Annotated in this window: 11 protein-coding genes and 1 pseudogene; 7 read left to right on the top strand and 5 right to left on the bottom strand. The window is 76.5% G+C overall.

What is annotated here, in order from left to right; all coding sequences use genetic code 11:
• Together ACR807_RS15900 and ACR807_RS15895 are read left to right on the top strand one after the other, a co-directional pair.
• Positions 1 to 362 (top strand): annotated as a pseudogene (locus ACR807_RS15900) (NYN domain-containing protein); the annotation flags it as partial.
• 209 nt (positions 363 to 571) lie between these two features.
• A complete protein-coding gene (locus ACR807_RS15895) occupies positions 572 to 2038 on the top strand; it encodes an aldehyde dehydrogenase family protein (RefSeq protein WP_438922088.1) in 1467 nt (488 codons plus the stop codon).
• 70 nt (positions 2039 to 2108) lie between these two features.
• Here the strand turns inward: ACR807_RS15895 and ACR807_RS15890 are convergent, their stop codons facing one another.
• The gene (locus ACR807_RS15890; protein WP_438922087.1) at positions 2109 to 3518 is read right to left on the bottom strand and encodes a PKD domain-containing protein; all 1410 of its coding nucleotides are present in this window, start codon (positions 3516 to 3518) and stop codon (positions 2109 to 2111) included.
• 55 nt (positions 3519 to 3573) lie between these two features.
• A complete protein-coding gene (locus ACR807_RS15885; protein WP_438922086.1) occupies positions 3574 to 4557 on the bottom strand; it encodes a DMT family transporter in 984 nt (327 codons plus the stop codon).
• 41 nt (positions 4558 to 4598) lie between these two features.
• On the opposite strand from ACR807_RS15885, the gene ACR807_RS15880 reads away from it, so the two are divergent.
• Both ACR807_RS15880 and ACR807_RS15875 read left to right on the top strand, forming a co-directional pair.
• Entirely contained in the window at positions 4599 to 5108 is a 510-nt protein-coding gene (locus ACR807_RS15880) for a MarR family winged helix-turn-helix transcriptional regulator (protein ID WP_438922085.1), read from the top strand.
• 330 nt (positions 5109 to 5438) lie between these two features.
• On the top strand, positions 5439 to 6617 hold the full coding sequence (locus ACR807_RS15875; protein WP_438922084.1) for an MFS transporter: 1179 nt from the start codon (positions 5439 to 5441) through the stop codon (positions 6615 to 6617).
• On the opposite strand, the gene ACR807_RS15870 is transcribed toward ACR807_RS15875, so the two are convergent.
• Both ACR807_RS15870 and ACR807_RS15865 read right to left on the bottom strand, forming a co-directional pair.
• Positions 6610 to 7659: an NAD-dependent epimerase/dehydratase family protein gene (locus ACR807_RS15870; RefSeq protein WP_438922083.1), complete on the bottom strand. Its 1050-nt coding sequence runs from the start codon at positions 7657 to 7659 to the stop codon at positions 6610 to 6612. The genes ACR807_RS15875 and ACR807_RS15870 overlap by 8 nt on opposite strands.
• Positions 7660 to 7693: 34 nt before the next feature.
• A complete protein-coding gene (locus ACR807_RS15865; protein WP_438922082.1) occupies positions 7694 to 8365 on the bottom strand; it encodes a DUF1990 family protein in 672 nt (223 codons plus the stop codon).
• Between the two features lie 99 nt (positions 8366 to 8464).
• Here ACR807_RS15865 and ACR807_RS15860 point away from each other — a divergent pair, with 99 nt between their 5' ends.
• Complete coding sequence (locus tag ACR807_RS15860) at positions 8465 to 8881, top strand: DUF6292 family protein (protein ID WP_438922081.1); 417 nt, start codon at positions 8465 to 8467, stop codon at positions 8879 to 8881.
• Here ACR807_RS15860 and ACR807_RS15855 read toward each other — a convergent pair.
• Entirely contained in the window at positions 8869 to 10068 is a 1200-nt protein-coding gene (locus ACR807_RS15855) for a glycosyltransferase (RefSeq protein WP_438922080.1), read from the bottom strand. The genes ACR807_RS15860 and ACR807_RS15855 overlap by 13 nt on opposite strands.
• 138 nt (positions 10069 to 10206) lie before the next feature.
• Between ACR807_RS15855 and ACR807_RS15850 the strand changes: the two genes are divergently transcribed.
• The gene (locus ACR807_RS15850) at positions 10207 to 10698 is read left to right on the top strand and encodes a metallophosphoesterase family protein (RefSeq protein WP_438922079.1); all 492 of its coding nucleotides are present in this window, start codon (positions 10207 to 10209) and stop codon (positions 10696 to 10698) included.
• A 124-nt stretch (positions 10699 to 10822) separates the two neighbouring features.
• Positions 10823 to 11983 carry a chromate efflux transporter gene (gene chrA, locus ACR807_RS15845; RefSeq protein WP_438922078.1) on the top strand — a complete coding sequence of 387 codons (1161 nt, stop codon included), beginning with the start codon at positions 10823 to 10825 and terminating at the stop codon, positions 11981 to 11983.
• Positions 11984 to 12021 lie beyond the last annotated feature (38 nt).

Below are 12021 nucleotides of genomic sequence, written 5' to 3'. Positions count from 1 at the left end.
CCGGCTGGACCGCGACCCCCGACTTCGACGTGCTGTTCGCGCCCGCCGACCGCGCCGACTACCCGCTGCGGCAGCCGTTCGTGCGCTCCGGCGGGGTCGTGGCGTCCGCCGCGGGCCTGCCGCGCGGTCGCCGCCGGGGCACCGTGACCGGCTGGCGCGCCGGCCAGCCGCACGGGTTCATCACCGACACCCGCGGCGGCTCGTGGTTCGTCTCCCGCGACGACCTGCCCGACGGGCACACCGTGCTGCCCACCGGCACCCCGGTGTCGTTCACCGGCTCGCCGACGCCGATCCCGGGCCGCAAGTACCCGAGGGCGTACGCGATCCGCCGCGAGCAGGCCGTCCCCGGTCAGCAGGGCTAGCGACCCGGTCCCCGCGCTGCTTGACCGTCCACAAGGGATGCTCAGGCGCGGCCGACCCGCCGGGGCCGGCGACCGCCCGGCGCGGCTCCGGCGGACCCGCGCGGCGGGTACCGACGCGGTACCCGGCCTTGCCCCGTTCCCCCGCCGCCCCCGCGCCGGTACCGTCGTCCCATCCGCTCGGCTGGTGCACCACCGTGCTGAGGAGAGCCATGTCAACGGACGACATCATCACCTCGGACCTGTTCATCGGCGGCGAACGGCGCCCGGCCGAGGGCGGTCGGTACGTGCGGACGGTGGAGGCGGCGACCGGACGCCCGATCGCCAGGGTCGCCGCCGCGTCCGCCGCGGACGCCCGGGCCGCCGCCGACGCGGCCTCGGCGGCCTTCCCGGCCTGGGCCGCGACGCCGCCCGCCCACCGCCGCGAGGTCTTGCAGCGGGCGTCCGCGCTGCTGGGCGACCGCGCCGCGGAGCTGGCCGACCTGATGCGCAGGGAGATGGGCGCGACCCGGCTGTGGTGCGGGTTCAACGTGCACCTCGCGCGGGGGATGCTGGTGGAGGCCGCCGCGCAGGCGTACTCGGCGGTCGGCGAGGTCATCCCCTCCGACGTGCCCGGCCTGACCGCGCTGGCCGTGCGGCAGCCGTGCGGCGTGGTGGTCGGCATCGCGCCGTGGAACGCCCCGCTGATCCTCGCCGCGCGGGCGGTCGCGCTGCCCCTGGTGCACGGCAACACCGCCGTCCTCAAGACGTCGGAGCAGGTGCCGTGCACGCAGGCGGTCATCGTCGAGGTGCTGCACGAGGCGGGGGTCCCGGCGGGCGCGGTCAACCTCGTCAGCAACGCGCCGCAGGACGCGGCCGAGGTCGTGGAGGCGCTCATCGCGCACCCGGCGGTCACCCGGGTCAACTTCACCGGGTCGACGCGGGTCGGCCGGATCATCGCCGAGACGGCCGGGCGGCACCTCACCCGCACCGTGCTGGAACTGGGCGGCAAGGCGCCCTTCGTGGTCCTCGCCGACGCCGACCTCGACGCCGCGACGGCCGCCGCCGGGTTCGGCGCCTTCCTGAACCAGGGCCAGATCTGCATGTCGACGGAACGGGTCGTCGCCGACCGCTCGATCGTCGACGAGTTGTCGCGGCGGTTGGCGGCCCGCGCGGCGGACCTGGTCGCGGGTCCCGCCGACGACCCGTCGTCGCAGATCGGCCCCGTCGTGCACGCGGGCGCCCGCGACCACGTGCTCGCGCTGGTCGAGGACGCCCGCGAGCGCGGCGCCGAGGTCCTGGCCGGGGGCACGGCCGACGGGCTCCTCGTGCGGCCGACCGTCCTGCGCGGCGTGACCCCGGACATGCGGGTCTACCGCGAGGAGTCCTTCGGCCCGCTGCTGACGATCACCGAGGCGGCGGGCGTCGACGACGCCGTGCGGATCGCGAACGACACCGAGTACGGCCTCTCGGCCGCGGTGTTCGGCCGGGACGCGGCGGCGGCGCTGGACGTGGCGCGCCGGATCCGCTCGGGCATCTGCCACGTCAACGGCGCCACCGTCCACGACGAGCCGCAGATGCCCTTCGGCGGCGTCGGGGCCAGCGGCTGGGGCCGCTTCGGCTCCCGGGCGGCCCTGGAGGAGTTCACCGAACTCCGCTGGATCACCGTGCAGAGCGGCGAGCGCCACTACCCGATCTGACCGGTCCGGGCGGCACCGCGCCGTGCGCCGGGCGGCCGGCCCCTGGTCGGGACCGGCCGCCCGGCACGCGTCAGCGGAGGTCGCGACCGGTCGTGCCCGCCGGTTGCACGGTGGTCGCCGCGCTGATCGCCTCGTTGTCCAGCGGCAGCGCGTCGCTGTTCGCCCCGAGGTTCGCGACGGCCCGGAAGGTCACCTTGCCGAGCGTGCCGTCCCCGGGCTGGAACGCGTAGTGGAACGGGAAGTCCGCGGCGCGGGTGGCCGGGACGTACTGCGTGGCGCGGCCGAACTCGACCCAGCCGTCCGGGGTGCTGCGTTCGAGCACCACGGTGACCTGCTCGTCGTACCGGCCGTTCCGCACCTGCACGGTGATCGGTTTCGCCCTGCCCACCACCCCCGAACCGGGCGTGGTGAACCGGCTGATGAAGACGTCGTGCGTGCGCACCCCCACCGCCTTCGACTCCGAGTCCGTCCGACCGTCCGCGGTGGTCACGGTCAGCGTCGCGGTGTAGTCGCCGTCCGCCGCGTAGCGGTGCTGCGCGTAGTAGCCGGAGTGGGTCGTGCCGTCGCCGAAGTCCCAGTGGTGGGTGAGCTGACCGCCGTTCGCCGGGTCGGAGCTCTGGTCGTAGAAGTTGACGTGCGACGCGGTGGACGGCGCGGACGGCGAGTACCCGAAGTCCGCCCGCACCGGCTGGGCGGTGGCGAACCGCAGGCGCGACGGGCCGGCGTCGCCGAGGCGCACGTGGTACGTCGTGCCCGCCGCGGCGCGGAACGTGAGCGGCCCGCTCCCGTACGTGCAGCGGACCTCGGCGAGGTCGGTCGGCGAGGTCCCGGTGAACGCCGACAGCGTGCCGTAGTAGCTCGTGCCGGAGATCGAGACGGAGCCGGTCTCGGCGACCGCCAGGCGGTACCAGACGGACTTGCCCGGCGTTCCGCACCCACCGCCGGGCTCGCCGGGTTCCGGACCGGCGAACGTCGTGTCGGCCGCCACCTCGAAGGGCAGCGCGGGAACCGGGGTGGCGTCGGCGAAGTCGTCGTTCGCCGGCACCTCGCCCGGGACGACGGTGAACGTGAGCGCGGTGCCGTCGTGGGAGCTGTACGAGGCGACGGCGAAGTGGTAGGTGGTGCCGGCCCTGACGGACAGGTTGACCACCGACCGGGTCGTGCCGCCGCTGTCGTCGTTGCAGGCGACCTGGCTCAGCGACCCCCTGGTGCCGGTGTAGGCGCCGAGGACCGTGTCGTAGTCGCCGGCCGTCGACGCGGTGACGTGGCCGTCCTCGGCCGGCGTGTAGGCGAACCAGACGGTGTCGTCGTAGCCGCAGCCGTACGGGTCGTCGGCCGCGAAGGTCGCGTCGGTGACGGACTGCTCGGCGCTGAACGGGAGTGCGGTGATCGGCGTGGCCTGGTCGAAGTCGTCGTTCGCGGGCGGCGCCGCCTGGGCGACGCCGGGGACGAGCAGACCGAGCAGTGCGGCGACCGCCACGGCCGAACCGCGTCTTCGTGTTCTGCGCATGCTGAATGGACCCCCTCGTTCGGAACTACCACCCGGGCGTGGCCGCCCGGCCCCGGTGACAGTGGACGTCCCCGGGTCGCCCCGCGTCCGGGCCACCCGACGAGGGAGACACGTCCGGCCCAGCCGCACCACTCGAACGGACGCGCCGGGCGTCGCGCGGGCCGTTCGGCCGGGTGGTCTGGCCCAGCACCACGCCGAGCAGGACGAACCCCAGGCCCGCGCCCTGGTGGGCGGTGAGCGGCTCGCCGGCCAGGGAAGCGCCGAGCAGCACGCCGGTCACCGGGTTGAGCAGCCCGATCAGGCCGACCGTGCCCGCCTCCAGGTGGCGCAGGCCGGTGAACCAGGCGGCGAACGCCACCGCGGTCGCGACCACCGACACGAACGCGAAACCGGCCAGCGCGGTCGGCGTCAGCGCCGGGGGAGCGCCCTCCGCGACGACCGCCGGCACCACGAGCACCAGGCCGCCCGCGACGAGCTGCCACGCGGTCACCGACAGCACGTCCGTCCCCGCGCCCCACCGCTTGGTCAGCACGTGGCCGAACGCGGACATCGCCATCGCCGCGACCGACACCGCGACGCCGACCGGGTCGACCCGGTCCACGCCGGACGCCAGCATGAGCACGACGCCGCCGATGCCGACGAGCGCGCCCAGCACCGCGCGGGCGCGCGGCCGTTCGCCGAGCAGCGGCCACGCCAGGGCGATCATCACCACCGGCGACGTGGCCATGACCGTGGAGGCCAGGCTCGTCGGCAGCAGCTGCGCGGCCAGGTAGACGAGCGCGAAGAACGCGCCCGTGTTCAGCGTGCCGAGCACGAGCGACCGCCACCACCACCGGCCGCGCGGCAGCCGGCGGCGCACCAGGAGCAGCAGCAGCCCGGCGGGCAGGGCGCGCAGGACCGAGCCCCACAGCGGGTGCCCGGCGGGCAGGAAGTGGTGGGTGACGTAGTAGGTCGCCCCCCACGCGATCGGCGCGACGGCCGTGACCAGGCCCCACTTGATAGCTTCCACGGAAGGGACTATAGCTTCCAGGGAAGCTACTATGTCCACCCATGAGCGCACACCCCGACCGCGTCGCCCGCATCCAGGCCGAGTGGGCGCGCGAGCGGCCCGACGTCGACGTCACGCCGCAGGGCGTCATCGGCCGGCTGCACCGGCTGGCGGCCGTGCTGACCGAGCAGCTCACCGTCGTCTACCGGCGGCACGGCCTGGGGGAGGGGGAGTTCGACGTGCTCGCCGCGCTGCGCCGCGCGGGCGCGCCCTACGAGCGGGCACCGGGCGAGCTGGCGCAGCACACCATGGTCACCACCGGCGCGATCACCAAGCGCATCGACCGCCTGGAGCGCGACGGCCTGGTCGCCCGCCGCCCGGCGCGGGACGACGGCAGGCGTCGGGTGGTCGCGCTGACCGAAGCGGGCCTCCGCGTGATCGACCGGGCGTTCACCGAGCACATGGCCAACGAGCGGCAGTTGCTCGACGCCCTGGACGCGGAGGAGGCCGCCCGGTTGGAGCAGATCCTGACCACGTGGCTGGCCCGCTTCGAACCGCCGCGCGCCGACTGACGCCGCGCGCCGACTGACGCCGCGCACCGACCGGCGCCAGGAACCGACCGGCGCGGTCGCCGACTGGCGCGGGGCTGACTGGCGTGGGGTGGGCTGAGGCGAGAGCTGGCTGGCAAAAGCTGGCTGGCGTGGGGTGGGCTGACGCGAGGCAGGCTGGCGCGAGGCCGACTGGCGCGGGCGCCGGTCGGTGCGGGGTGGGCTGAGGCGAGAGGGCCGGTTGGTGCGAAGGGCCGACCGGCGCGGGGTGTCGCGCGCCCCGGCCGTCCGCCAAGATCAGGTGGACCAGGCTCGCCCGCCCCGAGCCGCCGCGCGACCCGGTGGAGGAACGGCGTGAGCGCTGACCCGATGGCGGTACCCGGCGACCTGCGGATGGCCCGTGCCCTCGGGCCCGTCCTCGTCGCGTCCGCCGTGCTGCTGCTGCCGTTCACCGTGTTCAGCACGTTCCTCGTGCCCATCGCCGACACGACCGGCGGCGGCGTGGCGGTGGTCGGCGGGCTGCGCGGGCTCGGCGGGCTGGCCGCGCTGCTGGTGGGTGCCGCGCTGGCCCCGCTGCTGGACCGGGTGCCCCGGCTGCGGGCGGCGGCGGGGGGTCTCGTGCTGCTCGCGGTCGGCTCGCTGGTCGGCGCGGTCGCCGAGTTCGCCGCGGTGGTGGTGTTCTGCCTGGTGGTCGGGGCGGCCATGGCGGTGCTCGGGCCCGCGCTCGGCGCGGCGGCGGCCGACCGGTTCGACGGACCCGCCGCCGGCCGCGCGGCGACGCTGGTCACCGCCACCCAGTCGCTGACCGCGATGCTCGCCGCGCCCGTGGTGGCGCTGCCCGCCGTGCTGTGGGGCTGGCGCGGCGACCTGGTGGCCATCGCGGTGGTCGCGGTCGTGCTCGCCGCCGTCCTGGCCCGCCGGCCCGCCGCGCCCGCGCCCGCCGCCGAACGGGTCGGCTACCTGGCCGCGTTCCGCGCGCTGGCCCACGTGCGCCCGCTGCTCGCCGTCGCCCTGCTGCGCACCGCCGCGTTCATGGGCTACCTGTCGTACCTGGCCGCGTTCTACGACGAGCGGTTCGACCTGGCGCCGGGGCCGTTCGCGCTGGTCTGGACGCTCAGCGGCACGTCGTTCTTCCTCGGCAACCTGCTGTCGGGCCGGTACGTCGGCGCGGGGCGCGCGGCGGCCAGGCCGGTGCTGCTGTGCGCGCTGGTGTGCGCCCTGCTCGCCGTGGTGGCCGTCTTCCACGTGCACGCCCTGGCGTTCGCGCTGGTGCTCACCGCCGTCCTCGGCGCGAGCCACGCCACCGCCGCCGCGTGCCTCGTCACGCTCCTCGTCGAGCGCGCGGGCGCGTCGCGCGGCGCGGCCCTCGGCGTGCACGGCGCGGCCATGAGCGTCGGCACGTTCGCGGGCGCGGCGGCCGGGGGCGTCGGCCTCGGCGTTGCCGGGTTCACCGGCGCGGCGGTCGCGTTCGGCGCGCTCACCGCGGCGGCGGTGCTCGTGGCGCTGCGGGTGGACGCGCGCCCGGTCAGCTGAGCCGCTGCCCGCGCGTCCCGGCGAGCCGCCCCCGGCGCAGGGCGGGTGCGCCGCCCTCCACGCCGTCGGCCATCCCGCGCAGCTGTTCGAGGGCGGCGTCCTCGCCGCTCACCCGGGGTTCCCAGCCCAGCTCGACGCGGGCCCGGGTGGTGTCCACGACCGGCGACCTCAGGCCGACGTCGAACCAGCCCGGCGACGCGCGCAGCACCCGCAGCCGCCACAGGGCGCTCACCGCCGCCCGCACCAGGCCGGTCGGCACGGGCAGCGCGCGTGCGCCGAAGAGGGCGGCCAGGTCGTCCGCGGTGAACACCGGGTCGGCGGCGACGTTGAACGCGCCGCTCGCCCGCGCCCGCAGCACCCGCACCACCGCGTCGCCCACGTCGTCGGCGTGCACGAACTGCACGCGCAGGTCCGAGGGCAGCGGCAGCACGGGCAGCGCGCCGCGCTCGACCAGCCGGAGCAGCCACTGCGGCACGACCGGGTCGAAGAACAGCGCGAGGAAGCTCGCCGACGCCTCGCGCTGCGCGACCAGCGTGGGCCGCACCGAGGCGACCGCGATCTCCGGGTTCTCGGTGGCGAACCGCCGCAGCTCCGCCTCCACCTCGGCCTTGCCCTGGCCGTAGACCGAGCCGGGCACGCCCGTCGCGGGCCACGTCTCGTCCACCGGCTCCGCGCCCGCCGGGCCGTACACGGCGATCGACGACGCGTGCACCACGTGCGGCACGCCCGCCCGCCTCGCCGCGTCGAGCACCCCGAGCGTGCCCGCGTAGTTGGTGCGGTGCAGCAGCCCGGCGTCGCGCAGCGGCTGGAACATCCACGCCAGGTGCACGACGGCGTCCGCGCCCGGCAGCACCTCGTCGAGCACCGCCCGCGACCGGCTGTCGGCCAGGTCGCACCGGTGCCACACGGCGCTGTCGTACGGCGGCACGGGGTCGGGCGGGCGCCTGCACAGGCCCACCACCTCGTGCCCTCCCTCGGCGGCCAGGGCGCGCAGCACGCCCGTTCCCACGTTGCCGGATGCCCCGGTGATCACGATCCTCACGTCGGCGGGCTACCCCGTCCGGCCGGGCGCACGCTCAACTCACCGGATCGAGGACGACCACGCCCCACCGGCGTCCACCGCCCGAGGGGACCTCGACCACCTCGGCCCGGTGCGTCAGGTGCTCACCGGCCCGCCGGTAGAACCGCAGCTGCGTGCGCCGACCCAGCCACCGCCAGCCCGTGCGCACCCACCACGGCGCGCGGGGGTGCAGCTGCGAGTAGCTGCGCGCCAGGAACTCCACCTCACCCGACCGGTGGTGCTTGACCAGCTCGTAGTCGACGCGGCCGCGCTCCAGGTGCCCGCGCAGCGTCTCGTAGCTCCAGCCCCACGTGGTCCGCTCGTCGTCGGCGTCGTCGCGCACGGCCGTGATCCGCACGCCCATCAGGAACCGCAGCCCCGGCAGGCGGGCCTCCAGCAGCACGTCCCGCCCGAGCAGGGGCGTGCCGCGCAGGTAGTGGCCGCGCACCACCTCCGGCGGCGTGAACCCGTACTCCTCGATCACCTCGCGGGCCCGCGCCCACAGCCCGCCGTCCTCCGGCGTGCCCGCCGCCTCGCGCCCGAGCACGCGCCGGTGCACGTCGAACACCCACCCGTCCGGCCCGACCTCGGCCGGGTCGTAGTTCAGCTCCCGGCCGCGCAGGGACCGCACCGCGGCCACCACGTCCAGCCCACCCGCGTCCGTCCCACCGGCCACCCTCACCCGCACGGCGCCACCTCCGCCACGCGGGTTGCCGGGGGAGTTGGTCCGAAACCGCGTTTGGCGCGGAGGGGAACGGGTAGTCGGCCGGGCGAGGAGGTGGGTGACGTGCGCGAACAGGAATCCGACTTCGACGACGCGCCCGTGCTCGGCCTCCAGCGGTACGTGCGGGCCGTGGCGGTGGCGATGGGTGTGACCGGCGAGTGCTCCTTCGTGGAGCCCGGACCGCCCGCCGGCGCCTACCTGGCGGTGGAGGGGCACGCGCCGACGTTCCCCGGCCGCGACATCGCGCTGGTGTGGGACGAGGAGCGCGGCTGGGCGGTGGCGGTGGAGACGCGGGCGGGCGACGACCTGGCCGTGCTCGCCCACCTCGGCGGCGAGGTCCTGCCGCGACCGGCCGAGGTGCGCGAGTTCGTGGACGCGCTCCTGCGGGGCGAGCACCCCGGCGACCCGCGCCCGATCCGGTTGCGCACGGTGGGCGCGGACGACGACCTGCTGGTCAGGTTGAGCGGCTACCCGGCCTGACCGCCGGCGCCCCACCCGTCCTGGCCCCGGGAGTCGACCCCGGCCTCCGCCGACCCGGTCACCCGGCGGTACACGCCCGCCGTCGCGTGGGCGATCCGGTGCACGTCGTAGCGCGACCCGGCCCGGTCGATGCCCGCCGAGCCCTGCGCGCCCCGGCGGGCCGGGTCGGCCAGCAGCGGGCGCAGGGTGCGGACCAGGGCGGTCGCGTCGTTGGGCGGCACGAGGACCCCGGTGACGCCGTCCACGACCACGTCGCGCAACCCGCCGACCGAGGCGGCGACGACCGGCAGCCCGCACGCCATCGCCTCCAGCGGCAGGGTGCGGGCCGTGCCGTCCCACGTGGTGCACAGCGCCAGGTCGGCGGAGCGCAGCAGCGAGGGCATCGCGGCCCTGCTCACCCGGCCGACGAGCCGCACGCGGTCGGCGACGTCCACCTCGCGGGCGTGCTCGCGCAACCGGTGCACCTCGGCGGGGGCGCCGCCGAGGACGACGAGCTCCGCGTCCCACACCGAGCGCAGCGCGCTGATCGGCTCCTCGGCGCCGTCCGCGGTCACCACGATCCGGTGCGGCAGCGACCGCGCGAGCCGCGGGCCGTCCGGGGTGAACCGCCGCACGTCCACGGCCGGCGGCACCAGCGTGATCCGCCGCCGGGGCACGCCCGCGCCCACCAGGTCGGCCACCTCCTCGCTCGACGAGGCCACCACGGCCTTGGCCTCCCGCCCTATCAGCCGTTCGGCCGTCACCCGTTGGGACGGCACGGCCGGTCCGCCGCGCCGCTCGACACCGCCCAGTTCGTAGAAGCTCTGCACCACCGGCACGTCGATGCGCCGCGCGGCGAGCACGGACGGCAGCCCCGACGTCCAGGAGTGCGCGTGCACCACCTCGGGCGGGTCGGCCCGCCACCACCCGCGCAGCACGCGGGTGAAGTCCTCCAGGTGGGGCAGCAGCTCGTCCTGCCCGACCGGTCCCGGCGGCCCGGCGGGGATGGTGTGCACGGCGAACCCGTGCGCGGTGCGCACCACTTCCGGCTGCTCCGCGGAATCGCGGCGGGTGTGCACCACCACCTCGTCGCCGCGCTTGGCCAAGGCCGCGGCCAGTTCGGCCACGTGCACGTCCTGGCCACCTGCTTCGGCGTCGGACAGCACCGCCAGGGGGTTGGCGTGCGCGGACACCACGGCGATCTTCACGGGTCAGCCTCCAGCCTTGCGACACGAGTGTCAGGCCGGCTGTGGTCTCAACCTCGTCCAGCACCCTTCCCGGAACCGTACAAGCAATCAGGAGGGGTGGACGGGTGAAACTTCCGGCGTCGCGGGTACCTCACGGCCATGCGGGTGGTGGTGCTCTCGGACACGCACGCGCCGCGCCGGTGGAAGTCGTGCCCGCCCGCCGTGGCGGCGCACCTGCGCCGCGCGGACGCGGTCCTGCACGCCGGTGACGTCTGCGTCGCCCCGGTGCTGGACGAGTTGGCGCAGTACGCGCCGCTCACCGTCGTGCGCGGCAACAACGACGGCCCGGACGTGGCCGCCTGGGGCGCGCCCGAGGAGGTCGAGCTGGAGCTGGCCGGGCTGCGGGTGGCGATGGTCCACGACAGCGGCCAGGCGACCGGGCGCACCGCGCGGATGCGCCGCCGGTTCCCCCGCGCGGACCTGGTGGTGTTCGGGCACTCGCACATCCCGATGGACGTCACCGGCGACGGCGTGCGCGTGTTCAACCCCGGTTCGCCCACGGACCGCCGCCGCCAACCGCACGGCACGGTCGGGCTGCTGCACGTCGAGGACGGCGCGCTGCTCGACGCCCGGATCGTCGAGGTCACCTGACCCCCGGACGCGCCACCGCCGCCCCCGGACGCGCCACCGGCACCCCCGGACGCGCCACCGGCACCCCCCGGACGCGCCACCGGCACCCCCGAGCGCGCCGCGCGCCGCCGGATAGGCTGATCGGGTGGCGGGGGCGACGCGGCGGAGCGGGGACGAACGGCGGGCGCGGGTCGGCCTGGGGACGATCGTCCGCGAGTGGGGGCGCATCGGGTGCCTCGGCTTCGGCGGGCCGCCCGCGCACATCGCGATGCTGCGCGACCTGTGCGTCACCCGGCGCGGGTGGCTCACCGAGCGGGAGTTCGAGGACGGCGTCGCGGTCACCAACCTGCTGCCCGGCCCCGCCTCGACGCAGCTGGCGATCCTGTGCGCGTGGCGGTTGCGCGGCGTGCCCGGCGCCGTGCTCGGCGGCGTCTGCTTCATCGTGCCGGGCCTGGTGCTGATCCTCGCGCTCGCCGCGCTGTTCCTCGCCGACGACGCGCCGGCGTGGGTGCTCGGCGCGGCGGCCGGCGCGGGCGCGGCCGTGCCCGCGGTCGCGGTGCACGCGGCGTGGGGCCTGGTCCCGGGCAGTCGGCACCGGGCGGGCGCGTCGCGGGCGGCCCGGCTGCGCTGGGTGCTGCACCTGCTCGCCGGCGGCGTGGCCGCGGCGCTCACCGGCCCCTGGCTGGTGCTGGTGCTCCTGGTGTCGGGCGCGGTGGAGGTCGGGGCGCGGACCGCGCCGGGCCGGCGCGCGGCGTGGCCCGCGGTGCTCGCGCTGCCCGCGGTCGGCGGCGGGCTCGGCGCGGTGGCCTGGGTGGCGGCGAAGGTCGGCGCGCTCTCGTACGGCGGCGGGTTCGTGATCATCCCGATGATGCGCCAGGACGCCGTGCACACCTACGGGTGGATGTCGGACGCCCAGTTCCTCAACGCGGTGGCGCTGGGCCAGATCACCCCGGGTCCGGTCGTGCAGACCGTCGCGGTGGTCGGCTACGCCGCCGCCGGGCTCGGCGGCGGGCTGCTGGCCGCGTTCGTCGCGTTCGCGCCGTCGTTCGCCATGGTGGTCGCGGTCGGGCCGAGGCTGGAGCGCCTGCGCGACAACGCCCGCGCGCAGGCGTTCCTGACCGGCGCGGGCGCCGCCGCGATCGGCGCGATCGGCGGGTCGACCCTCCCGCTGGCCTGGTCGCTGCACCAGCCGTGGCAGTTCGCGCTGCTCGGCGCGGCCCTGCTGTGGCTGCTCGCGCTCAAGCGCGGCGTGGTGAGCGCCCTGCTGCTCTCCGGTGCGGTCGGCGTGCTGGTCGCCGTGCTCTGACGGCGACCAGCACACCGGTCGGCCCGCGAGGACCAGTC

The sequence above is a fragment of the Saccharothrix sabaoui genome (assembly GCF_051756985.1).
Classification (GTDB): Bacteria; Actinomycetota; Actinomycetes; order Mycobacteriales; family Pseudonocardiaceae; genus Actinosynnema.
Note: the sequence above shows the minus strand (reverse complement) of the source record. Positions and strands in the feature narration are given on the sequence as shown.